The sequence below is a fragment of the Flavimobilis marinus genome (assembly GCF_900113055.1).
In the GTDB taxonomy this organism is placed as follows: Bacteria; Actinomycetota; Actinomycetes; order Actinomycetales; family Cellulomonadaceae; genus Flavimobilis; species Flavimobilis marinus.
In genome coordinates this window covers 761,508-787,398 of record NZ_FONZ01000002.1, presented here as the reverse complement: position 1 = coordinate 787,398, position 25,891 = coordinate 761,508, and the positions used below count along the sequence as shown (strand labels likewise).

Genomic DNA, 25,891 nt, shown 5'->3' with positions numbered 1-25,891 from the left:
CAGCACCGCACACCGCAGCACCACCGAGCACCGCTCACCAACCGTGAGACACCGGCCGGGCGTCCAACCGACGCGAGGCCAGCCAGCACCGCCGTCTCAGCACCAGGGAGTACCCATGGGTTCCGACCCCGCAGGTTCCGCACCAGCGACCACGCCCGCCGACGCCGCGCGCCCGAGCGCCGCGCCGGTCCCGACGCCGCCCCCCGCCCGCGCCCAGGTCCGGCCGCGCAGCGCGCCGCGCCAGCCGGTGTCGGTCGCCGCGGAGGACGTCACGGGCGCACAGTCGCTCGTCCGCTCGCTCGAGGAGGCGGGGGTCGACACGGTCTTCGGCATCCCGGGCGGCGCGATCCTGCCCGCCTACGACCCGCTGATGGACTCGACGCGCCTGCGTCACATCCTCGTCCGGCACGAGCAGGGCGCGGGTCACGCGGCGTCGGGCTACGCCTACGCGACCGGCCGCGTCGGGGTGTGCATGGCGACGTCGGGCCCGGGCGCGACCAACCTGGTCACCCCGATCGCCGACGCGAACATGGACTCGGTCCCGATGGTCGCGATCACCGGGCAGGTCGGCGCCGCGTCGATCGGTACGGACGCGTTCCAGGAGGCCGACATCGTCGGCATCACGATGCCCGTGTCCAAGCACAACTTCCTCGTGACCGACCCGGCGGAGATCCCGCGCGTGATCGCCGAGGCCTTCCACATCGCCTCGACCGGTCGCCCCGGTCCCGTGCTCGTCGACATCGCGAAGTCCGCGCTGCAGTCGCGCACCACGTTCTCGTGGCCGCAGCAGATGAACCTGCCCGGCTACCACCCGGTGACCAAGCCCCACAGCAAGCAGATCCGTGAGGCGGCCAAGCTGCTCGCGTCCGCGCGTCGCCCCGTCCTGTACGTCGGCGGGGGAGCGGTGCGCTCGGGCGCGTCCGCCGAGCTGCGTCGGCTCGTCGACCTCTCGGGCGCCGCCGTGGTGACGACGCTCATGGCCCGCGGCGCGGTCCCCGACTCGCACCCGCAGAACCTCGGCATGCCCGGCATGCACGGCACCGTCCCCGCGGTCGCGGCCCTGCAGCGGGCGGACCTCGTGGTCTCGCTCGGCGCCCGGTTCGACGACCGCGTGACCGGCAAGCTGTCCTCGTTCGCGCCCGGCGCGGCGATCGTGCACGCCGACATCGACCCGGCCGAGATCGGCAAGAACAAGCGCACGGACGTCCCGATCGTCGGCGACCTGCGCGAGACCATCGCGGAGCTCGTGCCCGCGCTCGCTGACGAGCACGCCCGCCAGGGCAAGCCTGACCTCGCCGCGTGGTGGGCCACGATCGACGACTGGCGCGAGACCTACCCGCTGGGCTACACGCACACGGACGACGGCCACCTCGCGCCGCAGGGCGTCATCCAGCGCCTCGGCGAGCTCGCTGGCCCGGACGCGATCTACGCCGCGGGCGTGGGCCAGCACCAGATGTGGGCCGCGCAGTTCATCCGGTACGAACGCCCCGACTCGTGGCTGAACTCCGGCGGCCTCGGCACCATGGGCTACTCGGTGCCCGCCGCCATGGGAGCGAAGGTCGGCGCACCGGACCGCGAGGTCTGGTCGATCGACGGCGACGGCTGCTTCCAGATGACCAACCAGGAGCTCGCGACCTGCGCGATCAACGACATCCCGATCAAGGTCGCGCTGATCAACAACTCCTCGCTGGGCATGGTGCGGCAGTGGCAGACGCTCTTCTACGAGTCGCGCTACTCCAACACCGACCTGCACACCGGGCACGGCACCCGGCGCATCCCGGACTTCGTGAAGCTCGCGGACGCCTACGGCTGCGTGGGGATCCGCGTGGAGCACGCGAACGAGGTCGATGCCGCGATCAAGCGCGCCCAGTCGATCAACGACCAGCCGGTCGTCATCGATTTCCACGTCTCGCGCGACGCCATGGTGTGGCCGATGGTCGCCGCGGGCGTGAGCAACGACGAGATCGAGTACGCACGCGGCATCTCGCCCGCGTGGGACCGCGAAGAGTGACCGAGGAAGGCAGCCGATCATGACCCGTCACACCCTCTCGGTGCTCGTCGAGAACAAGCCCGGCGTGCTCACGCGCGCCGCGGCTCTCTTCGCCCGCCGCTCGTTCAACATCAACTCCCTCGCCGTGGGTCCCACGGAGCACGAGGGCATCTCGCGCATGACCGTCGTCGTCGACGTCGACGACCTCCCGCTCGAGCAGGTGACCAAGCAGCTGAACAAGCTGATCAACGTCATCAAGATCGTCGAGCTCGAGCCGGACGCGTCCGTGCAGCGCGAGCTCATGCTCGTCAAGGTCAAGGCGGACCTGTCCACGCGCACGCACGTGCTGCAGGTCGTCGACCTCTTCCGTGCCCACGTCGTCGACGTCGGCACCGAGGCGGTCACGATCGAGGCGACGGGTGCGCCCGACAAGCTCACCGCGCTGCTCGCCGCGCTGGAGCCGTTCGGCGTGCGCGAGATCGTGAAGTCCGGGACCGTCGGCATCGGCCGCGGAGCCCGCTCGATCACGGACCGAGCGTTCGAGCGCGCGGTACGTCCCGCCTGACACACTCGCGCCAGGAGCGCTTCCTGGCCTCACGACCCAGATCCACGTACGCCCCCACACCCACCCAAGGAGAACCACCGTGGCTGAGCTTTTCTACGACGACGACGCCGACCTCTCGATCATCGCCGGCAAGAAGGTGGCCGTGATCGGCTACGGGAGCCAGGGGCACGCGCACGCGCTCAACCTGCGTGACTCGGGCGTCGACGTCACGGTCGGCCTGCGCGCTGGGTCCGCCTCGCGCGCCAAGGCCGAGGAGCAGGGCCTCGCCGTCGCCGAGGTCGCCGACGCCGTGCGCGCCGCCGACGTCGTCGTGATCCTCGCGCCCGACCAGGTGCAGCGGCACCTCTACGCGGACGACATCGCCCCGAACCTCAAGGAGGGCGCGACCCTCGTCTTCGGGCACGGCTTCAACATCCGGTTCGGCTACATCACGCCCGCGAAGAACATCGACGTCGTCATGGTCGCCCCGAAGGGGCCGGGGCACCTCGTGCGTCGCGAGTACCTCGACGGCCGCGGCGTGCCCGTGATCGTCGCAGTGGAGCAGGACGCGTCTGGCTCCGCGTGGGAGCTCGCCCTGTCCTACGCCAAGGCGATCGGCGGCCTGCGCGCAGCCGGGATCAAGACGACGTTCACCGAGGAGACGGAGACGGACCTCTTCGGCGAGCAGGCCGTCCTGTGCGGTGGCGCGTCGCAGCTGGTGCAGTACGGCTTCGAGACGCTGACCGAGGCGGGCTACCAGCCCGAGGTCGCGTACTTCGAGGTGCTGCACGAGCTCAAGCTGATCGTCGACCTCATGTGGGAGGGCGGGATCGCCAAGCAGCGCTGGTCGGTCTCCGACACCGCGGAGTACGGCGACTACGTCTCCGGTCCGCGCGTCATCACGCCGGACGTCAAGGAGAACATGAAGGCCGTGCTCGCCGACATCCAGAACGGCGCGTTCGCCAAGCGCTTCATCGAGGACCAGGACGCCGGCGGGACCGAGTTCCAGGAGCTGCGCGCCAAGGGTGAGAACCACCCGATCGAGGCCACGGGCCGCGAGCTGCGCAAGCTCTTCGCATGGACCACGCGCGACGGCGACAACACCGCGGACTACACCGAGGGTCAGGCCGGGCGCTGAGCCTGACTGACTGACCGGCGCAGGGCCGGGATCCCACGGGGTCCCGGCCCTGCGGCGTCGGTGCGGCCGGTGGCCGAGCAGTCGGTCAGTCGGCCGAGGGCACGAGGCGGCCCTCGGAGCCGTCGTCGAGCGTCAGTACCAGCGCGTCGCCGTCGCGGGCGACCTCACGAGCGCTGGCGAGGAGTGTCGGAACCGCCGGGCCGGCGCACGCCATGCGGGTGCTCGGGCCCAGCTCGATCGCCAAGCGCCCCTCGGTCAGCTCCCACGTGCCCCGGGTGCCGTTGCACCCGTCCGACCCCTCGAGCGTCCCGTCCTCCTGCAGCTGCACGAACGGTGTCTGCGGGTTGCCCATCCCCGTGTCCGCGGCTGCCGCGGTCAGCCACTCAGGTGCGGGTTCCCACCGGACGCCGACGACGTCGTCTGGCTCGAGCGCGCCGTCGGGCGTCGGGGACGTGGGCGGGGACGTGGGTGTGACGGGAGTGGATGGTGTCGGCGAACTCGTGGCTGGTCCCGCCGGTGTGGCGCAGGCGGCGAGCAGCGCGGCCGTGCCGGTGAGCAGGGCGAGGACGGCGAGGCTGCGCCGCATGGTCAGGAGACCCCGTCGAGGTCGACGACCTCGAACTCGAGCAGCGCGGAGCCGGAGGCGACGGGCCGGGGGCGGTCGGCCTCGCCGTGGCCGTGCGAGGAGCGTGCGGGGCCCTCGGCCCACGCCTCGAAGTCGGACTGCGTCTCCCAGCGCGTGTACACGAAGTACCGGCTCTCGCCGGCGACGGGCCGCAGCAACTCGAACCCGAGGAATCCGGGGGAGGCCTCCACGGAGGCCCGCCGGGCGGCGAACCGGCGCTCGAGCTCGGGCCCCGCACCCTCGGGGACATCGATAGCGTTGATCTTGACGATGCTCATGGCTTCAGCATCCCACCGAGCGGAGCGCAGGCACCCCATGGCCGAGAAGGTCGACTTCAAGAAGCTCGACGCCTACCGGGCGCGCGCCGGTGAGGTGCGCCTGCTCGACGTCCCGCCGCTGCAGTACCTCGCCATCGACGGGCACGGAGACCCGAACACGTCGGAGCAGTACGCGGGGGCGCTCGCCGCGCTCTATCCCGTCGCCTACAGCCTCAAGTTCGCGAGCCGGCGGGAGCTCGGGGGCGACTACGTCGTCATGCCGCTCGAAGGGCTGTGGTGGGCGGACGACATGGACGCGTTCACCGTCGCCCGGGACAAGTCACGGTGGAGCTGGACGCTGCTGATCATGACGCCCGACTGGGTGGACGACGCCATGCTCGCCCGGGCCGTGGCCCAGGTGGCGGCCAAGAGCGACCCCCCGCGGCGGCTGGGCGACCTGCGGCTGCAGCGCCTCGCCGAGGGCAGGTGCGTGCAGACGCTGCACGTCGGGCCCTACGACGACGAGGGGCCGGTGCTGGCGCGGCTGCACGACGAGGTCCTCCCGTCCGAGGGCCTGCGACCGACGGGCCGGCACCACGAGATCTACCTCAGCGACCCACGCCGGACGGCGCCGGAGCGGCTCCGGACGATCCTGCGCCAGCCGGTGGCCACGGCGACGACCAATGCCTGAGACGCAGGTCCGGTCCCTAAGACGCGTGGCTATCCTCGTCGCATGACGCGCACCATCAACCTGGCAGTCGTCGCGGGCGACGGCATCGGCATCGAGGTCGTCGAGCAGGGCCTCAAGGTCCTCGAGGCCGCCGTCGCGGGCTCCGACGTCGCCGTCGCGCCGACGTCCTACGACCTCGGCGCGCAGCGCTGGCACGCGACCGGCGACACCCTGACCGACGCCGACCTCGAGGCGATCCGCACGCACGACGCCATCCTGCTCGGCGCGATCGGTGACCCCAGCGTCCCCTCGGGCGTGCTGGAGCGTGGCCTGCTGCTCAAGCTCCGCTTCGCGCTCGACCACTACGTGAACCTGCGCCCGGGCAAGCTGTACCCGGGCGTCACCTCGCCCCTGGCCAACCCGGGGGAGATCGACTTCGTCGTCGTCCGCGAGGGCACCGAGGGGCCGTACGTCGGCAACGGCGGCTCCATCCGCACGGGGACGCCGCACGAGGTCGCCAACGAGGTCAGCGTCAACACCGCGTTCGGCGTCGAGCGCGTCGTGCGCGACGCCTTCGCCCGCGCCCAGGCCCGCCCGCGCCAGCACCTGACGCTCGTGCACAAGCACAACGTCCTCGTGCACGCCGGTCACCTGTGGCGCCGCACCGTCGAGGCCGTCAACGCAGACTTCCCGGACGTCACGACCGACTACCTGCACGTCGACGCCGCCACCATCTTCCTCACCACCAACCCGTCGCGGTTCGACGTGATCGTCACGGACAACCTGTTCGGGGACATCCTCACCGACCAGGCGGCGGCGATCACGGGTGGCATCGGCCTGGCTGCTTCGGCCAACATCAACCCCGACCGCACGGCGCCGTCGATGTTCGAGCCGGTCCACGGCTCGGCGCCCGACATCGCCGGGCAGGGCAAGGCGGACCCGACGGCAACCGTCCTGTCCGTCGCGATGATGCTGGCGCACCTGGGCTATGACGCCGAGTCCGCCGCGGTCGAGGCCGCGGTCGCGGCCGACCTGGCCGAACGGGGGGACCGAGTACGGTCGACGGCCGAGGTGGGCACGGAGCTCGCCGCGCGGGTGCGCGGCTGACCCTGTTGCTGCCTCGGCCGTCCTCACCGAGTAACGTCCCCCTCGAGGCGGCACCGGCCGCCAGGTGAAAGGCCCGTGACATGCACAGCACCACCCTTCCGTCCGACGACGCCGCGACCTTCGACGTCCGGCTCACCGACACCCCGCGCTCGGACGCCGAGCGTGAGGCCGCGCTCGCTGCACCGCGCTTCGGCACGGTGTTCACCGACCACATGGCGCGCGTCACGTGGACGGCGGAGGGCGGGTGGACGGACCGGCGCGTCGAGCGCTACGGTCCGCTACAGCTCGACCCGGCGACCGCGGTGCTGCACTACGCCCAGGAGATCTTCGAGGGCATGAAGGCCTACCGCCACGCCGACGGTTCGGTGTGGACGTTCCGGCCCGAGGCGAACGCCGCCCGGTTCGCGGCGTCGGCGCGTCGGCTCGCCCTGCCGGAGCTGGCCGAGGCGGACTTCCTCGGGGCGATCGAGGCGCTCGTGCGCACCGACGAGGCGTGGGTGCCCTCCGCGCCCGACACGAGCCTGTACCTGCGCCCCTTCATGTACGCCTCGGAGACGTTCCTCGGCGTGCGGCCGTCGGCTGAGGCGGAGTTCATCACGATCGCCTCGCCGGTCGGCCCCTACTTCGCTCAGGGCGTGCACCCGGTCTCGATCTGGGTCTCCCGCGACTTCAACCGGGCCGGTCCCGGTGGTACGGGCGCGGCCAAGTGCGGCGGCAACTACGCCGCGAGCCTGCTGCCGCAGCAGGAGGCGTTCGCCCGTGGGTGCGAGCAGGTCGCGTTCCTCGATGCCGCGACCGGCACGACGCTCGAGGAGCTCGGGGGAATGAACATCTTCGTCGTGCACGCGGACGGGTCCGTCTCGACCCCGGTCCTCACGGGATCGATCCTCGAGGGGATCACGCGCTCGTCGATCCTCCAGCTGCTGGCCGACCGCGGCGTGGCGGTCACCGAACAGGCCATCACCCTCGGGGAGCTCCGTGCGGGGCTTGAGGACGGCACGGTGCGGGAGGTCTTCGCGTGCGGGACCGCGGCGGTCATCACGCCGATCGGACGCCTCGCGAGCGACGACTTCGACCTCACGGTTGCTGACGGCACCGCGGGCGAGCTGACGATGTCGGTGCGCGACGAGCTCACCGACATCCAGTACGGGCGGCGTCCCGACACGCACGGCTGGCTGCGCCGGCTGGTCTGAGCGACCGGGCGCCGGACGCGGCTGGAGGCGCGCCGCCAGCGGCGACGCGCCTCCAGCACAGTAGGGCCGAGGACCCCGGGTCGGGGTGGGAGGTGACCCGGGGTCCTCGGCTGCTCGGGGGTCAGCGCACGCGGAGGATCGCGGTCCTGGTGACCGCCCTGCCTGCGCTGTTCTTGACGATGGCCTTGAACGCGACCTTGCTGCCGCGCTTCGGTGCCTTCACCGTCAGGGTGCGACCGGTGCCGCGCTTGACGGCGGTCCAGCGCTGGGATCCCGCGGCGCGCTGGTACCACTGCACCGTGGGCCGCGGGGTGCCGGTCGCCTTGACGGAGAACCGCACCGAGTCCCGCGACCTGGTCGTCACCGACCGCGGCTGGGACACGATGCGCGGCTTGACGCCGTGGCGCACGACTGCGGAACGGGTGACGGCCTTGCCCGCCGCGTTGGTGAAGACGGCCCGGTAGACGATCGTGGTGCTGCGCACCTTGACCTTCAGGGTCAACCTCGTGGCGCCCCGCACGGTGTGCCACGTCGAGGATCCAGCGCGGCGCTTCTGCCACCGCACGGTAGGCCTCGGCTCACCGGACGCGGCCGCGCGCAGGGTGACCGTGCGGCCCTTCTTCGCGGTGACCGACCTAGGCTGCTTGGTCACCCGTGGCGCGGTGGCGCGCAGGGAGACCGTGGCCTCGGCCGTGGCGGCGGACCCGGCCTTGTTCGTGAACACTGCCCGGTAGACGATCGGCGTCGTGCGCACATCGATCCTCAAGGTCGGGGTCGTCGCCCCGCGGACCGGGAACCACCGTGTGCTCGTGGCCCGGCGCTTCTCCCACTGGACTGCAGGAGCAGGCTCTCCGGTCGCCGCGGCGACCAGCGTGACGGTCCTGCCGAGGGCGCCGGTGACCGAGACCGGCTGGGTCGTGACGACCGGGGCGACCGGCTTCGGGTCCTCGGGGTCAGGGTCGACCGGGCCCGGGTCTACCGGGCCCGGGTCGGGTGCGGTCGCCAAGGTGGCGACACCCCAGCGCGACGTGCTCTGGTACGAGCGGCCCGTGGGGTCGGCCCAGGATCGGACCGCGGTGCGCGCGCCGTCGGCGGCATCGTTCACCTGCAGCTCGAGGCCGACGAGGTCGCCCACTTGCGCGGTGCGGCCCAGCGCGATCGACGCCTCGACGACGTAGCCGCCGTCGATGACCTTGGCCGCGCTCGTGAGCCGTTCGCCGATCGTGGCGAGGTCGCCCGAGATGGACTCGACGCCCAGGTAGTTGACCCGGTACTGGCCGTCGGCGGGGTTGAAGGGTCCCGCCTTCGCATTGACCGGGTCGACGAAGATCTCGACCGAGTCCTGCTCCCACGCGTTCGAGCTGGTGGCGTCGAGCCGGGGGTCCGCGACCTCGGCGAGGACGTCGAGCCGGTCACCGTGCCAGAGCACCCGGACGGTCGCCCGAGCGCCGTCGGTGCCCTCGATCTGCCGGTCCGTCGTGAGGGTCGGCACGCCGTCCCAGACGGCGTCGACGTCGCCGTCGATGACCGGCGCGGTGGTTGCGGCCGGGGCTGCAACCACACTGACCGGCTCCACGAGGGTGACGACCCCGAGGGAACCGGACTCCTCCTGGGTGTTGGACTTGTCGTTCCACGACCGCACGTCGCCGCTGTGGTCGGCCACGCGGACGTCGAACGGCACCATCGCGCCGACCTCGCCGGCGGTGTCGAGCGGGAGCGAGACCAGGACCTCGTAGCCGTCTGCTGAGGTGTCGGTCGCGTCCGCGCGCGTCACGGACTTCGCGCCTCCGGGACCAAACAGGGTGACGACGTCGTACGCGCCGTCGTCGGTCGCGTCCGCCACCGTCACCCGGGTGACCAGGGTGCTGCCGGACCACCGCAGCTGGAAGCCTGTCTCGCCGGAGATCGAGGTGTCGGGCAGGAGCGCCCACTGGGTGGCGTCCGGGGCCTCGGCCTCGGGGGCGTTGGTGCGCAGGGTGAGCGTGGGCAGCTGCGCGCGGTCGACGATCCCCCAATAGGCGGGCTTGGCCTGGAGCTGTCCGTCGAACAGCAGCGGGCTGCCCTCGGAGCGCCAGCTGCGGGTGTCGGTGGGTCCCCACACGGTCACCGAGGACAGGTCGTAGTCCCGCAGGACGTCGAAGAGGTCGGCGTAGTAGTAGCCCTGCTCGACGAGCTTCTCCTGGGTGATCGTGCCGTCGATGCCCACGTCGAGCTCGGAGACGTTCTGCAGCAGCCCGAGCGGGGCGAAGCGGTCGAGCGTCTCCTTGATCTGCCCGATCGGCTGGGCGAGGCTGACGTGGAGCTGGTGCCCGACGCCGTCGACCGGCGCACCGGCCGCGAGCAGGTCCTCGACCACGGAGAACATGGCCTCGCGCTTCGCGGGGAGCTCGGTGTTGTAGTCGTTGATGAAGAGCGCGACCGGCCCCTCGGGGTCGCCGCCGTTGAAGGCTTCCGAGGCGATCTCGAAGGCCTCGGCGATGTAGCCGGGCCCGAGGACCCGGAACCACTCGCTGCGCCGCAGGCCGTCCGGCTCGCTCTCCGCGATGACCTCGTTGACGACGTCGAAGCCGACGATCGGGTTGCCTGCAGTCCCGTACTCCCCGTAGGTCGTCCGGAAGTGCTCGGCCACCGTCTCGATGTGCGTCCGCATGCGGGCGCGCAGGACCGCCTGGTCCTCGGCGCTCGTCGAGAGCGGGACGGCCGTCTCGACGCCTTCGGCGTCGGTGACGGTCTTCTCGAAGAACCAGTCCGGGGTCTGGCTGTGCCACACGAGCGTGTGGCCGTAGACGCGCAGGTCGTTGTCGACCGCGAAGTCCATGAGGGCGTCGGCCGCAGCGAAGGTGAACTCGCCCTCGGTCGGCTGGATCGCCTCGGGCTTCATCTGGTTCTCGGGCGTGAACTGCCCGAAGTGCTTGGTGACGAGCTGGCTCGACGCGCCGGTCGTCTCGCGCTCGTCGATCGCGACGCCGAACGGCCAGGGGACCACGTCCTTGAGCGAGGGGATGTCGTCCTGGACGCCGGGCGCGGCCGTCTGGGTGACGGTCACGTCGTCGACGAGGAACGAGGCGGTGCCCGACGCCGTCTCGAGGTAGAGGAGCTGGCTGCCGGTCAGTGCCTGGTACGTGCCCGTGACCTGGACCCACACGTCGGGTGTCACGCCGGTGGCCGTGGCGACCGTGTCGTAGGCGTCGTCCGCGCCCTCGACGGTGCGCTGGACGCTGAGGCGCACGTCTGTGGCGCTCTCGCCGGGCGCGAGACGCACCCAGGCCGAGAGCTCGTAGGTGGTCGCCGGGAGGAACACGTCCGCGACGGAGGTGCCGAGGCCGTGCCAGGTGTCGCCGCGCGCGGCCACCGAGGCTGCGCTGGCGCCCGTGCGGGCGACGTCGGAGAGGGTGACGACGGGCGCGGACTCGGTGCCGCGTGGGCCCCAGGCCCCGAGGCCGTCCTCGAAGCCGGTGGTCAGGGCGGTGATCTCGAGGGCCTCCGCCGCGAGGACGCCGGTGGCGATGCCGCCGGTGCTACGACTGGCCGATGCCTCACCGGCAGCTGCTGCCGGGATGCCGACGGTAGCGGCCGACAGGGCCGCGACCACCGCCCCGACGCCGAGTCGTGTGAGCAAACGTGGACGTCTCATCTGCGCTCCTTTGCGCGATCCGGGTCCCACCCCACAGCGGACCTTACGGGGTGAATTGCCCACGGGCCAGCCCGATCGATAACGTTTTAGATATCGGTATCGAAACCGGGGAGCGCCTGCCCGATGTTTCCAGCATGTGACCGATGGTTGCAGATGCGTATCGGACATGGATCAGTCCGTCGTGTGCCCTTCGTCCCGTGGTAGAACCGGCTGACCAGGGTTCATCTCGGACCTGTTCACCGTGCGCCCGTGCTCCTGCACCGGCGCCCGACGTGAGGATGTGAGCAATGACTGCAGCAGGAACACCGCGCCGCTCGCTGCGCGCCGTCGGCGCGATCGCCGCGCTCGGCCTCGTGCTGACCGCGTGCGCCGACACCAGCGAGGGCGACGACCCCACGGCGACCGGAGGCACGGCCGGCGGCGGCACCGACAGCATCTCGGTCGGGACGACGGACGTCATCACCTCGCTCGACCCCGCGGGCTCGTACGACAACGGCTCGTTCGCCGTCCAGAACCAGGTGTTCCCGTTCCTGCTGAACACGCCGTACGGCAGCCCCGACGTCGAGCCGGACATCGCCGAGAGCGCTGAGTTCACCGCGCCCAACGAGTACACGGTCACGCTCAAGGAGGGCCTGACGTTCGCGAACGGCCACGAGCTGACGTCGTCGGACGTGAAGTTCAGCTTCGACCGCCAGCTGGGCATCGCCGACCCGAACGGCCCGTCGTCGCTGCTCTACAACCTCGACTCCGTCGCAGCGCCGGACGAGCGCACGGTCGTGTTCACGCTCAAGAGCGAGAACGACCAGACGTTCCCGCAGATCCTGTCCTCGCCCGTCGGCCCGATCGTCGACGAGGAGGTCTTCTCGCCCACCGAGCTGACCCCGGCGGACACGATCGTCGCGGAGAAGGCGTTCGGCGGCCAGTACCTGATCACCGACTACACGGAGAACGAGCTGATCCGGTACGAGGCGTTCGAGGACTACATGGGTCTGCTCGAGCCCGCCGTCACGAAGGTGGTCACGGCGCAGTACTTCACCGAGGAGACCTCGCTCAAGCTCGCGGTGCAGCAGGGTGACGTCGACGTGGCGTTCCGCAGCCTGTCGCCGACGGACCTGGCCGACCTCGCGCAGGACGAGAACGTCACCGTGCACGAGGGCCCCGGCGGGGAGATCCGCTACATCGTCTTCAACTTCGCCACGCAGCCGTACGGCACCGACACCGCGGACGCGGACGAGGCCAAGGCGCTCGCGGTCCGCCAGGCGGCCGCCCACCTGCTCGACCGGCAGGCGCTGAGCGAGGAGATCTACCAGGGGTCCTTCACCCCGTTGTACTCGTACGTCCCGGACGGTCTGACCGGCGCGGCCGAGCCCCTCAAGGAGCTCTACGGTGACGGTGCGGGTGCCCCGGACGCCGACGCCGCGGCGGCAGCGCTCTCCGAGGCCGGCGTGGAGACGCCCGTCGCGCTCAACCTGCAGTACAGCCCCGACCACTACGGCAACTCCTCGGACGAGGAGTACGCGATGATCGAGGCGCAGCTCGAGGCGAGCGGACTGTTCGACGTCTCGCTCCAGTCGACGCTGTGGGACACCTACTCGACCGAGCGTCGTGAGGACGTCTACCCGGCCTACCAGCTGGGCTGGTTCCCGGACTACTCGGACGCCGACAACTACCTGTCGCCGTTCTTCCTGCCGGAGAACTTCCTGGGCAACCACTACGAGGACGACGCTGCCACGGAGGCGATCCTCGGCCAGGCGAGCGAGGCCGACGAGGCAGCGCGCACCGCGCTGATCGAGGACGCCCAGCGGATCGTCGCCGAGGACCTCTCGACGCTGCCGTACCTCCAGGGTGCGCAGGTCGCGGTCGCGGGCACGGACATCACCGGTGTCACCCTCGACGCGTCCTTCAAGTTCCGCTACGCACCCCTGGGTCGCTGACCCGACCCACGATCCACGGACGGGACGCCGCCACGGCGGCGTCCCGTCCGCGTCGCAAGGAGACCACGTGACCGTGCTCACGGACGAGCCCGAGGCTGCCGCGACAGCCAAACCGACCGCCGCCGCACCCGGGGGAGGGCTGGGGCGCTACATCCTGGTCCGATTCCTGCTGATCATCCCCACCGTCTTCATCCTCGTCAGCCTCGTGTTCTTCCTCATGCGCGTGGTCGGCGACCCGATCACCGCGTCGGTCGGCGGACGCCTCACCGAGGCGCAGCTCGCCGAACGCCTCGCCGCCGCCGGGTACGACCGCCCCGTGCTGGTGCAGTACCTCGAGTACCTCGGGCAGATCTTCACCGGGGACTTCGGCCGCACGGTCACGGACAACCGGGCGATCAGCGAGATCCTGCTGACGTACGGCGCCGCCACGGTCGAGCTCGTGACGTTCTCGCTGATCATCGCGCTGCTGATCGGCATCCCGTTCGGCCGGCTCGCCGCTTACCGCCGCGACCGCTGGTCCGACGCCACGCTCCGCGTCCTCGCGATCCTCGCCTACGCCACCCCCGTGTTCTTCGCTGGCATCCTGCTCAAGCTGGTCTTCTCCGTCCAGCTGGGCTGGTTCCCGCTCGGACGCCGCACGACGCCGCAGACCCAGCTGATCCTCGACCGCATCGACGGCTCGACGGGCATCAACATCATCGATGCGCTGCGGACCGGGCGCTGGGACCTGATCTCGGACGTCCTGTCGCACGCCGTCCTGCCTTCGCTCGCCCTTGGTCTTCTCACGGCCGGGGTCTTCCTGCGCCTGGTGCGGACCAACCTGATCGGCACGCTGTCGATGGACTACGTCGACGCCGCCCGGTCGCGCGGAGTCTCGGAGGGGCGCCTGCTGCGCAAGCACGCCTACAAGCCGGCCCTGATCCCGATCATCACCGTCATGGGCATGCAGATCGCGCTCATGCTCGGCGGCGCGATCCTCACCGAGACGACCTTCGAGTGGCGCGGCCTGGGCTTCCAGCTCGCGCAGTACCTCGCAGCGCGGGACTACGTCGCCGTCCAGGGCATCGTCGCCCTGCTCGCGGTGATCGTCGCCGTCACGAACTTCCTCGTCGACGTCCTCGCGGCGCTCATCGACCCGAGAGTGAGGTACTGAGATGGCCACGCCACCCGTCGGCGTCACCCACGAGCCCCGCTGGAAGCGCCTGCCGATCATCTGGCACCTGCGTCACAGCGTGGGCCTCCAGCGCGGCATGCTCGTCGCCGGCCTGCTGATCTCCGCCATGTTCATTCTCGTCGCGGTCCTCGCGCCGGTGATCGCGCCGTACGGCTTCAGCCAGCTCTCCGGTCCGGACGGGAGCTTCCCGCGGCAGGCCGCGCCGTCGTCGGAGTTCCTCTGGGGGACCACCGTGGGCGGCTACGACGTGTTCTCCCGCGTGGTGTGGGGCACCCAGACGGCGCTGCTGACGGTCGTGCTCGCCGTGATCGCGTCGATCTTCCTCGGGGTGGCCCTCGGCCTCGTCTCCGGGTACCTCGGTGGCTGGCTGGACCGGGTGCTGGTGATGATCGCCGACGCGATCTACGCGTTCCCGTCCCTGCTGCTCGCCATCGTCGTGTCGATCATCATCTCCGGCGGCCAGTCGAGCTTCTGGGGTGGCATCGCGGCCGCGGCGGTCTCGATCACGGTGGTGTTCGTGCCGCAGTACTTCCGCGTGGTGCGTGCGGAGACCGTCCGGCTCAAGGCGGAGCCGTTCGTGGAGTCGGCGCGCGTGCTCGGGGCGCCGACGTCGCGGATCCTCGGCACCCACGTGCTGCGCAACGCCACGCGCTCGCTCCCGCTCATCGTCACGCTCAATGCCTCGGAGGCGATCCTCACCCTCGCCGGCCTGGGCTTCCTGGGCTTCGGCATCAACCCGACCATCGCCGCCGAGTGGGGCTACGACCTCAACCGGGCCGTCGCCGACGTCGCGAGCGGGATCTGGTGGACCGGCATCTACCCGGGTGTCGCGATCGTGCTGCTCGTCATGGGCATCACCCTGGTGGGCGAGAGCCTCAACGACCTCGCCGATCCCCGGCTGCGCATCCGCCGCGCGGCCAAGCGGCGGCCTGCCCCCGCGGCGGGCGTCACCGAGACGAAGGGAGCGCCGTGATGGAACCGGTCGTCGACATCCGAGACCTGCGCGTCGACTTCACCACGGACGCCGGGGAGGTCAGCGCCGTCGACGGCGTGAGCCTGCACGTCAACCCCGGTGAGGTGCTCGCCATCGTGGGGGAGTCCGGCTCCGGCAAGAGCGTGTCCGCCAAGACGATCCTGCGCCTGCTGCCCGAGAACGCGACCGTCTCCGGCGCCGTCGTGCTCGCGGGGCAGGACGTGGTCAACCTCAGCGCGAGCGAGATGCGGGCCGTGCGCGGGCGCGACGTCGCGATGGTGTTCCAGGAGCCGTCGACGGCCCTCAACCCCGTCTTCACGGTCGGCTGGCAGATCGCCGAGGGTCTGCGCGCGCACGGCAAGGTGTCGAAGAAGGAGGCGCGCGCCCGCGCGATCGAGGTGCTCGGCAAGGTCGGCATCCCGGACCCCGCCGAGCGTGTGGACCACTACCCGCACCAGTTCTCGGGCGGGCAGAAGCAGCGCGTGGTGATCGCCATGGCGCTCGCGCTCGAGCCCAAGGTGATCGTCGCGGACGAGCCGACGACGGCGCTCGACGTCACCGTGCAGGCGGAGATCCTCGACCTGCTGCGCCGGGTGCGCGACGAGTTTGGCCGGGCGATCGTCCTGATCACGCACAACATGGGGGTCGTGGCGGACCTCGCGGACCGCGTCGCGGTGATGAACGACGGCAAGGTCGTCGAGCAGGCCGACGTGCACACGATCTTCTCCGCGCCCCAGCACGAGTACACCCGACTCCTGCTCGGCGCTGTGCCCGTGCTGGGCACGCAGGTGCGCGAGCGAGCGGGCGTGCTGGACCTCGACACCGAGCCTGTCGTCCGGGCGCGCGACCTCGAGATCGTCTATCCGGGGCGCCTCGGGCGGCCGGGGTTCCGCGCGGTCGACGGGGTCAGCTTCGACATCCGCCCGGGCGAGGTGCTCGGCCTGGTGGGGGAGTCGGGGTCGGGCAAGACGACGATCGGCCGTGCCATCGCGGGGCTCACGCACGCCTCGGGTGGGTCGCTCAGCGTGCTCGGCCACGAGATGGTCGGCCACAAGGAGCGCGAGTTCCGGCCGCTGCGCCAGCGGATCGGGTTTGTCTTCCAGGACCCGGCGACGAGCTTCAACCCGAAGATGACGATCGCCGAGGGGCTGGCCGAGCCGCTCGTGATCCACGGCAAGGCCAAGGACTGGCGCGCTGCTCGTCCTCGCGTCATGGAGCTGCTCGACGCCGTGCACCTGCCGCAGGAGTTCGCGAAGCGGTTCCCGCACGAGCTCTCGGGCGGTCAGCGCCAGCGGGCCAGCCTCGCGCGGGCGCTCGCGCTCGACCCGGACCTCCTCGTGGCGGACGAGCCGACGTCGGCGCTCGACGTGTCCGTCCAGGCGAAGGTCCTCGAGGTGTTCCTCGAACTGCAGGAGCGCCTCGGCTTCGCCACGCTGTTCATCAGCCACGACCTCGCGGTGGTGGGCATGCTCGCCGACCGCGTGGGCGTGCTCTACCGGGGCAAGCTCGTGGAGGAGGGGCCGAGCGCTCGCGTGCTGGCCTCGCCCGAGCACCCGTACACGCAGCGGCTGCTCACGTCCGTGCCGGTCCCGGACCCGGTGGAGCAGGCGTCGCGCCGCGAGGCGCTGGCCCGCTTGCGGGGCTGACGACGGTCGCGCTGGCGCGCGCAGCGCGATGCCCGACGCGCCACGAGGCGGCGCGCCGGGCACCAGGCCGAGCGGGGTGCGAGGTCGTGCGACCTCCGTGCCGTCAGACGTGGCGCGGGCTGCCACCATCGACGTCCGGGTCACGGCGCACGTCGCCGTCGTGCGCGTCAGCCGGGCGTGCGTCAATCCCGGTCTCGTGCGTCCCACGGGCGTGGCGCTTGTCGGGATCGATCTTGTCGGCCTCCGCGAGGCGCTCGTCGACCTCGCGACGCACGTCGGTCGCCGACTCCGACCGCTCGGCGGCCTGGGCCTGCAGCGTGGAGGCGTCGGCGGCGCGGGCGTCAGCCTCGGCCTGGAGCCGTGCGGCCTCCGCGCGGCTGGTGTCGGCCTCGGCCTGGGCGAGGCGAGCCTCGGCGTCGGTCTTCGCTGCGGCAGCCTCGCGGCGCTGCAGCTCGATGCGGTGCTCGTCCGCCTCGCGCCGGATCTGCTGCGCCTCGGCGCGCTGCTTCTCCGCCTTCTTGTCGCTGCCAGACCTCATGACGAGGAACGCGATGAGGGCGATCAGTGCCACGGCGATCACCGCGATGATGATCCAGGTGGTCGTGTCCAGGTCCATGTCAGGCTCCTCACAGGTGGGCGGGTTACCTGCCCATTCGACCGCCGGGGGCGGCGGGCCGCAACCGCACCGAGCCGCAGCGACGCGGACCTACCCGTGGAAGCACAGTTCGGCTCGGCTGACCCGAGCAGGACTGTGCTGGGACCGCGATCAAGGCGCGGAAGACCCTGGCACGAGCAGGGCTTCGGTCATCGGCACCGCTCGGTCAGGGCGAGCCCAGGCCCCAGGTGGGCGGGAGGGTGTCCGCCATGTGGTCGTGGTGGTCTCGCGCCGGTGGGGCTGTGGCACTCTGCGTCTGTGACCCACTTCACGCTCATTCTCAGCTAGCGCGCCCGGCCCACCCGCCGGACGCGCAACCTCCCGTATCTCGGGGGGTTTTTTTGTTGCTGGGGACACCCCGCGAGCCGCACACCCCGTGGTTCAGTGGGAAACGACCGCACCACCCCCGCGGTCGAGCGTGAAGCACGTCCTGCACCGAGCACCTGGCATGACCGACTGACCGGAGAGATCGCGAGCCATGGCCTTCCACGTCTACGACACGACCCTGCGCGACGGCGCGCAGCAAGAGGGCATGAACCTCTCGGTGGCGGACAAGCTCGCCATCGCACCGCTGCTCGACGAGCTCGGCGTCGGATTCATCGAGGGCGGGTGGCCGGGTGCCGTACCGAAGGACACGGAGTTCTTCGCGCGGGCGGCCACCGAGCTGAACCTGAAGCACGCCGTGCTGGCGGCGTTCGGCGCGACGCGCAAGGTGGGCGTGCCCGCCGCGGACGACCCCCAGGTGCGCGCGCTCCTCGACTCCCAGGCGCCGGTGATCACGCTCGTCGCGAAGGCGGACATCCGGCACGTCGAGCGCGCCCTGCGGACCACCGGTAGCGAGAACCTCGCGATGATCACCGACACGGTGCGCTTCCTCACCGGAGAGGGCCGCCGCGTGTTCGTCGACGCCGAGCACTTCTTCGACGGCTACCGGTACGACGCCGACTACGCGGTCGAGTGCGTGCGCGCCGCCTTCGACGCGGGCGCGGAGGTCGTCGCGCTCTGCGACACCAACGGCGGGATGCTCCCCGACTGGGTGGCGGAGATCGTCGCGAAGGTGCGCGCCGCCGTCGGACCTGATGCGGTCCTGGGGATGCACGCCCACAACGACACCGGGTGCGCCGTCGCGAACACCCTGGCCGCCGTGGCGGCCGGAGCCGAGCACGTGCAGGGCACGGTCAACGGCTACGGGGAGCGCACTGGCAACGCGGACCTCATCACGGTGGTCGCGAACGTCGAGCTCAAGCACGGCCGCCGGCTGCTCGCGGGGCACGGGCTCGAGGAGGTCACGCGGATCGCGCACGCGATCTCCGAGATCACGAACATCTCGCCGTACGGGCGCCAGCCCTATGTGGGCGCGAGCGCGTTCGCCCACAAGGCAGGGCTGCACGCGAGCGCCATCAAGGTGGATCCCGACCTCTACCAGCACATCGACCCGACTGCCGTCGGCAACGACATGCGGATGCTGATCTCCGACATGGCGGGGCGCGCCTCGATCGAGCTGAAGGGCCGCGAGCTCGGGTTCGACCTCGCGGGGCAGGGCGACACCCTCGGCCGGATCGCGACGCGTGTGAAGCAGGCGGAGGCGGCGGGCTACACCTACGACGCCGCGGACGCGTCGTTCGAGCTGATGCTCCTGGAGGAGGTCGGTGGCGGGCGCCCGGAGTTCTTCAGCGTGGAGAGCTGGCGGACCATCGTCGAGCGCGCGGGCAGCCGCGGGACCGAGGCGACGGCCGAGGCCACGGTGAAGCTGCACGCCGGTGGCGAGCGCATCGTCTCGACCGGCGAGGGAAACGGTCCGGTCAACGCGCTCGACCACGCGCTGCGCCAGGCGCTCGCGCGCGTCTACCCCGAGATCGCCGACTTCGAGCTGATCGACTTCAAGGTGCGCATCCTCGACCAGATGCAGGGCACGGACGCGACCACGCGCGTGCTCATCGAGTCCACCGACGGCGAGCGGTCGTGGAGCACCGTCGGGGTGGGCCCCAACATCATCGAAGCGTCCTGGGAAGCCCTGACGGACTCGATCATCTTCGGGCTCTTCTGCCGCGGCGTCGCCCCGCGCTGACTGCCCTGCGGCGCGCCGGGCTTAGAGTGAGCGGGTGCGAGGCGAATACAAGGTTCCTGGTGGCAAGCTCGTCGCGGTCGACATCGAGACCTCCGGGGAGGACGCCGACGCGCGGCTGACCCGCGTGGCGATCTCGGGTGACTTCTTCCTCGAGCCGGACACCGCGCTCGAGGACATCGACGGCGCCCTGACCGGCATGCCCGCCTCGGCCGGGGTGGCCCAGCTGGCCGCCGCTATCGAGGGCGTCCTCGACGACTCCGTCGCCATGGTGGGCTTCTCCGCCGAGGCCGTCGCGATCGCCGTGCGGCGCGCGCTCGGGCACGCGACGGGCTGGCACGACCACACGTTCGAGGTCATCCACGAGGGTCCGCAGTCGCCCGCGATGCACCTCGCGCTCGACCAGGTGCTGTCTGAGTCCGTGGACGCGGGTACCCGCGGGCCGACCCTGCGCATCTGGGAGTGGGGGGCACCGGCGGTGATCATCGGGTCGTTCCAGTCGCTGCGGAACGAGGTCGACCCCGAGGGGGCCGAGCGGCACGGCATCACCGTGGTGCGCCGCATCTCCGGCGGCGGCGCGATGTTCGTCGAGCCGGGCAACACGATCACCTACTCGTTGACGGTCCCGGGCTCCCTGGTCGAGGGCCTGAGCTTCGAGCAGTCCTACGCGTTCCTGGACGACTGGGTGCTCGGAGCGCTCGCGGACGTCGGCGTGCACGCGACCTACAAGCCGCTTAACGACATCGCCTCCCCGGCCGGGAAGATCGCGGGTGCCGCGCAGAAGCGGTTCGTGCGCGGCGCGGTGCTGCACCACGTGACGATGGCCTACGACATCGACGCGGACAAGATGCTCGAGGTGCTGCGGATCGGCCGCGAGAAGATGAGCGACAAGGGCACCAAGAGCGCCAACAAGCGCGTGGATCCCGTGCGCTCGCAGACGGGCATGGCCCGCGAGGACGTGATCGAGGCGTTCAAGGCGCACTTCCGTGGCCGGTACGCAACGGTCGACGGTGCGATCACCGACGCCGAGCGCGCCCGGGCGACGGAGCTCGCCGAGACGAAGTTCTCGTCCCCGGAGTGGACCGCGCGGGTGCCCTGACCGGGATCCGCCCCCGACTGACGCACAGAGCACAGTCTGGACCGGGGAGCCCGGGCAGAAGTGTGCTCTGTGAGCGGTGCGTAGGTGGCGGGGAAGGGCGGACGCGGGCCTGACCGTTAGGAACGGCGGTTGATGACCGCGAAGCTGATGACCAGCGTTCCCAGCAGCAGCGCTGGGAGCGCGCCGACGATCGCCAGAGGGTTCCACGATGTCGCGGCCACGAGGACGACGGCGAGGCAGCTCGCCATCACGGCGACGTAGCCGACGACGGCGAGGGCGCGGGTGAGGACGTCGTCGTCCCGTTCGTCGGGGACGGCGCCGAGCCAGCGCGCGGTGGAGCCGGCCTTGTCGGCGCGGCGGACGGCTCTCCAGCGTCCGATCGCGACGGCGACGAGGACGGTGGCCCCGCCCGCGAGGGCGCCGCCGGCCATGTTGCCTGGGCTCCGGCCGTTCAGGGCGAGGAACAAGGCGATGGCTCCGGCGGCCCCACCGAGCAGGCCGAGCGTCCAGCCCAGGGTGTTCGCGGCTGCCGGGGTGGGTGACGCCGCGCGCTCGGGGGCGGCATCGGGCCCGGCGTCCGGGGCCGTGGGGGTCGCGGGGGAGTGCTCAGTCGACATGGAAGATCTCCTCGACGGTGGTGCGGAAGTGGCGCGCGATGGCGATCGCCAGGGGGAGCGACGGGTCGTACTTGCCGGTCTCGATCGAGTTGATCGTCTGCCGGGACACCCCGAGGGCGGAGCCGAGGGCGGCCTGGGAGAGGCCCTCTGCCTCGCGCAGCGTGCGGACGTCGTTCTGCAACGGTGCTCCTCGGCGTCAAGGGTGCTTGTCATTAAGAGCGTGCCGGATTCGGGTTCGAGTGTCAAGCGTGTTTGACATGCATGAGTAAGCGGAGCCGGACGTCTTGACGTCGCGGGGTTACTCGGTAACTATTGCTGCGGACGGTTGCATACCGAGTAAGCAGGGGGATGGCATGTCAGTACGTCTCGGTCTGTTGGCGCTGCTCGCAGAGCAGCCCATGCACGGATACCAGCTCCGTCAGGAGTTCGAGGCCCGCACGGGGGGGACCTGGCCGCTGAACATCGGCCAGGTGTACACGACAGTGCAGCGCTTGGTGCGTGACGGTCTGGTCGAGCCGGTGGTGCAGGGGCCCACCGGCTCGGCCGACACAGACGAGTCGGCCGACCCCGCCCGGGAGACCGAGCAGTTCACCGTCACCGACACGGGGCGCGCGGAGGCCGGTCAGTGGTGGACCACGCCCGTGCTGCGAGGGGCGCCGGCGCGAGACGAGCTCGCGATGAAGCTGGCGCTCGCGGTCACCGTGCCGGGCGTGGACGTCGTCGACGTCGTCCGGCGCCAACGCACGGAGACCATGAGCGCGCTGCGCGACTTCACACGCCTCAAGGGCCGCACGGTCGAGGCACAGGGCCCGCAGGAGCTCGCGTGGTCGCTCGTGCTGGACAACCTCGTGTTCACCACCGAGGCCGAGATGCGCTGGCTCGACCACGTCGAGGCGCGGCTGCTGCGGGTCGCCTCGGAGCGCCCGACCGCGCCTGACGCGGTGGCTCGGAACGCTGCAGGTGCCGAGTCCGCCGCGACGACGCCGCGGGTCCACCGATGAGCCCGGACTTCGACACACATCCGGTCCTCCTCCGCATGGAGTGCGTCGAGCGCAGCCACGGTGACGGACCAGCGACGGTGCACGCGCTGCGCGGCGTCGACCTCACCGTCCGGATGGGCGAGCTCGTCGCGGTCATGGGGCCCTCGGGCTCCGGCAAGTCGACGCTGCTCAACCTCGCCGGCGGGCTCGACACCCCTACCTCAGGGACGGTCAGCCTGGTGGAGCGTCCGATCTCCGGGCTCGACGGGAAGCAGCGGGCGCGGCTGCGCCGCCGCTCCGTGGGCTACGTCTTCCAGGACTTCAACCTCATCCCCGCACTGACGGCGGTCGAGAACGTGGCGCTGCCGCGTGAGCTCGACGGGCTGCGCGTGCGGACGGCCCGCCGCGAGGCGCTCCGCTCCCTGCACGACGTCGGGATCGCGGACCTCGCCGACCGCTTCCCGGAGGAGATGTCCGGGGGCCAGCGCCAGCGCGTCGCGATCGCCCGGGCGCTGACCGGGCCCCGCCGTCTGGTCCTGGCCGACGAGCCCACGGGGGCCCTCGACTCCACCACGGGCGAAGAGATCATGGCGGTCCTGCGTGCTCGCATCGACGCGGGCGCCGCCGGGCTGCTGGTGACGCACGAGCCCCGGTTCGCGGCCTGGGCGGACCGCACGATCTTCCTGCGCGATGGTGTCGTGGTGGACGCGACCCAGGCCGCGACTGGACCGGCGTCGCTTCTGGTGGGAGCGCCGGGCGACGGACCGGCCGGACCGTGGAGCTGAACGAGGACGGTTCCCGCTGGTCGGCCTGGCGGGTCGCGGCGCGGCTCGCGCGGCGCGACGCGATGCGCAGCAAGGGACGGACAGCGCTGATCGCGGTGCTCGTTGCGCTCCCGGTGCTGGTCGGCGCGGTGGCGATCACGCTGTTCGCGAGTGCGACGCCGACGCAAGAGCGCCAGATGAACTGGGTGCTCGGGCCGTCGGCGCAGGCGCGGGTGACCTGGGAAGGGGAGGCGCCGCTGGTCCAAGGGCTCGCGATCGACGCGGGGCGGGTGGGCTACTACGTGCCCGACGAGCGTGTCGCGGACTTGAGCGAGTCACTGCCCGTGAGCGTCGTCGAGGAGCGAATACTTGCGGCGCTGCCGCCCGGGTCGACCCTCGACCCCACGTGGACCGTCGGAGTGCGGGTGAGCGGGCCCGCGACGGCCCGGGAGGACATCCGGGCGATGGAGATCCGGACCGACAGGGTCCCAGGTCTGGTGACGCTGCGGGAGGGGCGACTGCCAGAGTCGGTCGACGAGGCGGTCGTGGCGGCCGGGGTCGGCATCCCGGTCGGCAGCATCGTCGAGGTCGCGCCGATTGCTCCGGTGAACGTGGGGATCGAGCCCGTGCAGTTGCACGTGGTCGGTGTCTATGACGTCCCGGGAGCCGAGGCAGGGCTCATGGCACCCCCTGGTGCGATCCTCGACATCGATGAGGTGGGCGCGCGCTACTGGGTCGACCGGCCGCAGCGAGCGTGGTTCGTCGACGGCCCACCGGTGGTGTGGCGCGATGTGCTCGCGCTCAACGAGGTGGGCGCGCATGTCGTGAGCCGCGCCGTCATGGAGAACCCACCGCCCGCGGAGCAGGTGGGATACCACGACTGGGCAGAGGACGAGCTGTCCTACTCAACCGCTGCACTCAGCATCGGCGGAGCCGTCATCGCGTTCGGGCTGTTCGAGCTCGTCATGCTCATCGGTCCTGCCTTCGCCGTGGGTGCGCGACGCAACGAGCGTCAGCTCGCCCTGGTGGCCGCGGTCGGTGGGGACCGGCGCACGCTGCGCAGGATCGTCGTCCTCGGCGGCGTCGTCATCGGGGGCGCGGCGTCGGTCGGCGCTGCTGCCGTTGGTGTCGGTGCTGCCGCGCTCGTGCGCATGTTCCTGAATGCGGGCTACGCCTACACCATCCCCGAGTGGGACGTGCCCGTCGGGGCGCTCCTCGCGCTCGCAGCGCTCGGGACCGGGCTGGCGGTCGCTGCGGCGTGGGCTCCCGCGCGGCGTGCCGGGCGGATGGACGTCGTCGCCGCGCTCGCGCAGCGTCGCACCCTCGCAGGCCCTCGCCGCCGTACGTCGGCCGCCGGCGTCGGCCTGATTGCTGCGGGCCTTGCCGCCGCGGTCGCAGGGGCGATCTTCGGGGTGCCAGCCTTGATGGTCGGGGGCGTCGTGAGCGGTCTCGCCGGGATGGTCATGCTCTCGAGTGGCGTCCTCGTACTGATCGCTCGGCTCGCTCCGTGGTTGGGGCCCGCCGGCCGCTACGCCGCACGCGACGCCCTGCGCCAGCACTCACGGACGGCGCCTGCGCTCGCGGCGATCATCGCAGCGGCCGCGGGGGTGGTCGCAGCTGGGACGTACCTCGAGACGAAGGATGCCCGTGACGCCGCCGTGCACCGTGAGGCCGTGGGGGAGGGACGCATCGTCGTCCGTGCTACGGGTGACGCCAACCCGGCGGTCGTGACGGCGCTCGAGGAGACTCTGCCGCTCGCGTCACTCACCGAGGCGCGGACGGCGACCTATGCCCGGGAGACGCTGACGGAGTCCGAGCTCGAGGCGGCGGGCTGGGACATGCTGTGGCTCTCGGTGACGAGCACCCCGGATCCCGAGCGCCTGTGCCCCCTCCACACGGACACGGACGCGACGCCGGTGGACATGGCCGCACATGCGAACGATCCGCGTTGCGCCGGGGACGGCGCCAACGGTGACCCGACCACCATGCTGCCGTGGTCGAACGGCGTCCCCACCATCGTCGACGACGGCTCTCTCGTCGCCCAGCTCGGCCTCGCAGGCGCAGCGGACGCCGCACGCGCACTGCGCGAGGGCCGTGTGCTGGTGCGCGACCCGTCCCAGGTCTGGGGCGACGGACACGCCCGTCTCGAGGTGACGCTCTACGACTACCTCGAGGACGGCGGGGACGACGGGCGCACCGCTGCGGCTGTCACCCTGCCTGCGGCGGTGACGTCGTTGCCGATCGGAGCCGAGCTGGTGCTTCCGCCCGAGGCGGCCCGCGAGCTAGGGCTGACGAGCGAGCATGCGGGGTACCTAGGAGTTCCGGCGCGCCCGATCACGTACGCCGAGGAGACGCAGGCGCGAGAAGCGGTCGAGGCGCTCGACGCCGAGACCTGGGTCGAGGTGGAGCGCGCCTACCGCTCGACGAGCCCGTACTACTACTCCCTCCTGCTCGCCGCCGCGGTCGTCGTCGGCGCTGGTGCGACGGGGATCGTCCTCGCGCTCTCGTCCGCTGAGACCCGCCCGGACATGGCCACCCTGGGGGCGATTGGCGCCCCTCCTGCGCTACGCCGCAGGGTCGCCGCGGCTCAGGCTGCCCTCGTGACCGTCCCGGGCCTGGTGCTCGGGAGCGTCGTCGGCGTCGCGTTCGCGTGGGTGCTCGTGCTCACGCGCCAGCAGGAGTCTGGCGGCGGCTCGTGGCCCTTCGCCGTCCCGTGGCTCGAGCTGGGCGTGATGGTCGTGGGCGTGCCGCTCGTCGTCATGGGCGGGGCGTGGCTCCTCACGCGCTCGCGGCTGCCGATGATCCGGCGGCTCACCGACTAGGGAC

21 protein-coding genes are annotated in these 25,891 nt (G+C 71.4%); 15 read left to right on the top strand and 6 right to left on the bottom strand.

All coding sequences use genetic code 11. The annotated features are described in order from the left end of the window. The first annotated feature begins 115 nt into the window (after positions 1-115). From BMZ30_RS08600 to ilvC, 3 genes are all read left to right on the top strand, one after another. The gene (locus BMZ30_RS08600; protein WP_093377236.1) at positions 116-2,011 is read left to right on the top strand and encodes an acetolactate synthase large subunit; all 1,896 of its coding nucleotides are present in this window, start codon (positions 116-118) and stop codon (positions 2,009-2,011) included. A 19-nt stretch (positions 2,012-2,030) separates the two neighbouring features. Beyond that, positions 2,031-2,555, top strand: coding sequence for an acetolactate synthase small subunit (gene ilvN, locus BMZ30_RS08595; RefSeq protein ID WP_093377234.1), 525 nt, complete (start codon positions 2,031-2,033; stop codon positions 2,553-2,555). A 79-nt stretch (positions 2,556-2,634) separates the two neighbouring features. Next, on the top strand, positions 2,635-3,672 hold the full coding sequence (ilvC, locus tag BMZ30_RS08590; RefSeq protein ID WP_093377231.1) for a ketol-acid reductoisomerase: 1,038 nt from the start codon (positions 2,635-2,637) through the stop codon (positions 3,670-3,672). Positions 3,673-3,757: 85 nt separating this feature from the next. Here the strand turns inward: ilvC and BMZ30_RS08585 are convergent, their stop codons facing one another. Both BMZ30_RS08585 and BMZ30_RS08580 read right to left on the bottom strand, forming a co-directional pair. Next, positions 3,758-4,258 carry an META domain-containing protein gene (locus tag BMZ30_RS08585; protein ID WP_093377229.1) on the bottom strand — a complete coding sequence of 167 codons (501 nt, stop codon included), beginning with the start codon at positions 4,256-4,258 and terminating at the stop codon, positions 3,758-3,760. Between the two features lie 2 nt (positions 4,259-4,260). Then, a complete protein-coding gene (locus tag BMZ30_RS08580) occupies positions 4,261-4,575 on the bottom strand; it encodes an antibiotic biosynthesis monooxygenase family protein (RefSeq protein ID WP_093377226.1) in 315 nt (104 codons plus the stop codon). Positions 4,576-4,612: 37 nt separating this feature from the next. Between BMZ30_RS08580 and BMZ30_RS08575 the strand changes: the two genes are divergently transcribed. The 3 genes from BMZ30_RS08575 to BMZ30_RS08565 all read left to right on the top strand — a co-directional run bounded on the left by BMZ30_RS08575 (position 4,613) and on the right by BMZ30_RS08565 (position 7,524). Further along, complete coding sequence (locus BMZ30_RS08575; protein ID WP_093377224.1) at positions 4,613-5,245, top strand: GyrI-like domain-containing protein; 633 nt, start codon at positions 4,613-4,615, stop codon at positions 5,243-5,245. Positions 5,246-5,287: 42 nt separating this feature from the next. Beyond that, a complete protein-coding gene (locus tag BMZ30_RS08570) occupies positions 5,288-6,331 on the top strand; it encodes a 3-isopropylmalate dehydrogenase (protein ID WP_093377221.1) in 1,044 nt (347 codons plus the stop codon). A gap of 80 nt (positions 6,332-6,411) precedes the next feature. Continuing rightward, the gene (locus BMZ30_RS08565) at positions 6,412-7,524 is read left to right on the top strand and encodes a branched-chain amino acid aminotransferase (protein ID WP_093377219.1); all 1,113 of its coding nucleotides are present in this window, start codon (positions 6,412-6,414) and stop codon (positions 7,522-7,524) included. A 121-nt stretch (positions 7,525-7,645) separates the two neighbouring features. On the opposite strand, the gene BMZ30_RS08560 is transcribed toward BMZ30_RS08565, so the two are convergent. Continuing rightward, complete coding sequence (locus BMZ30_RS08560) at positions 7,646-11,158, bottom strand: endo-1,4-beta-xylanase (RefSeq protein WP_177191314.1); 3,513 nt, start codon at positions 11,156-11,158, stop codon at positions 7,646-7,648. Positions 11,159-11,445: 287 nt separating this feature from the next. On the opposite strand from BMZ30_RS08560, the gene BMZ30_RS08555 reads away from it, so the two are divergent. The 4 genes from BMZ30_RS08555 to BMZ30_RS08540 all read left to right on the top strand — a co-directional run bounded on the left by BMZ30_RS08555 (position 11,446) and on the right by BMZ30_RS08540 (position 16,885). After that, positions 11,446-13,092, top strand: coding sequence for an ABC transporter substrate-binding protein (locus BMZ30_RS08555; RefSeq protein WP_093377215.1), 1,647 nt, complete (start codon positions 11,446-11,448; stop codon positions 13,090-13,092). A gap of 67 nt (positions 13,093-13,159) precedes the next feature. Continuing rightward, the gene (locus tag BMZ30_RS08550; protein ID WP_219810202.1) at positions 13,160-14,245 is read left to right on the top strand and encodes an ABC transporter permease; all 1,086 of its coding nucleotides are present in this window, start codon (positions 13,160-13,162) and stop codon (positions 14,243-14,245) included. Between the two features lies 1 nt (position 14,246). Beyond that, positions 14,247-15,239: an ABC transporter permease gene (locus BMZ30_RS08545; RefSeq protein WP_093377213.1), complete on the top strand. Its 993-nt coding sequence runs from the start codon at positions 14,247-14,249 to the stop codon at positions 15,237-15,239. After that, the gene (locus BMZ30_RS08540) at positions 15,239-16,885 is read left to right on the top strand and encodes an ABC transporter ATP-binding protein (protein WP_093377211.1); all 1,647 of its coding nucleotides are present in this window, start codon (positions 15,239-15,241) and stop codon (positions 16,883-16,885) included. Before BMZ30_RS08545 ends, BMZ30_RS08540 begins: the two co-directional genes overlap by 1 nt. A 103-nt stretch (positions 16,886-16,988) precedes the next feature. Here the strand turns inward: BMZ30_RS08540 and BMZ30_RS13735 are convergent, their stop codons facing one another. Further along, positions 16,989-17,501, bottom strand: coding sequence for a hypothetical protein (locus BMZ30_RS13735; RefSeq protein WP_093377208.1), 513 nt, complete (start codon positions 17,499-17,501; stop codon positions 16,989-16,991). Between the two features lie 517 nt (positions 17,502-18,018). Here BMZ30_RS13735 and cimA point away from each other — a divergent pair. Together cimA and lplAB are read left to right on the top strand one after the other, a co-directional pair. Beyond that, entirely contained in the window at positions 18,019-19,608 is a 1,590-nt protein-coding gene (cimA, locus tag BMZ30_RS08530; RefSeq protein ID WP_093377206.1) for a citramalate synthase, read from the top strand. A 34-nt stretch (positions 19,609-19,642) separates the two neighbouring features. Beyond that, a complete protein-coding gene (gene lplAB / locus BMZ30_RS08525) occupies positions 19,643-20,704 on the top strand; it encodes a lipoate-protein ligase LplAB (RefSeq protein WP_093377204.1) in 1,062 nt (353 codons plus the stop codon). Between the two features lie 116 nt (positions 20,705-20,820). Here the strand turns inward: lplAB and BMZ30_RS08520 are convergent, their stop codons facing one another. Together BMZ30_RS08520 and BMZ30_RS08515 are read right to left on the bottom strand one after the other, a co-directional pair. Beyond that, on the bottom strand, positions 20,821-21,321 hold the full coding sequence (locus tag BMZ30_RS08520) for a hypothetical protein (protein WP_093377201.1): 501 nt from the start codon (positions 21,319-21,321) through the stop codon (positions 20,821-20,823). After that, on the bottom strand, positions 21,311-21,502 hold the full coding sequence (locus BMZ30_RS08515; RefSeq protein WP_093377199.1) for a helix-turn-helix transcriptional regulator: 192 nt from the start codon (positions 21,500-21,502) through the stop codon (positions 21,311-21,313). The genes BMZ30_RS08520 and BMZ30_RS08515 overlap by 11 nt, the downstream gene beginning before the upstream one ends. A 172-nt stretch (positions 21,503-21,674) precedes the next feature. Between BMZ30_RS08515 and BMZ30_RS08510 the strand changes: the two genes are divergently transcribed. The 3 genes from BMZ30_RS08510 to BMZ30_RS08500 are packed head-to-tail and all read left to right on the top strand — an operon-like array spanning position 21,675 to position 25,887. Then, positions 21,675-22,322: a PadR family transcriptional regulator gene (locus BMZ30_RS08510; RefSeq protein WP_093377197.1), complete on the top strand. Its 648-nt coding sequence runs from the start codon at positions 21,675-21,677 to the stop codon at positions 22,320-22,322. Continuing rightward, complete coding sequence (locus BMZ30_RS08505) at positions 22,319-23,086, top strand: ABC transporter ATP-binding protein (RefSeq protein WP_093377195.1); 768 nt, start codon at positions 22,319-22,321, stop codon at positions 23,084-23,086. The genes BMZ30_RS08510 and BMZ30_RS08505 overlap by 4 nt, the downstream gene beginning before the upstream one ends. Continuing rightward, a complete protein-coding gene (locus BMZ30_RS08500) occupies positions 23,077-25,887 on the top strand; it encodes an FtsX-like permease family protein (RefSeq protein WP_093377192.1) in 2,811 nt (936 codons plus the stop codon). The genes BMZ30_RS08505 and BMZ30_RS08500 overlap by 10 nt, the downstream gene beginning before the upstream one ends. Positions 25,888-25,891: the final 4 nt, after the last annotated feature.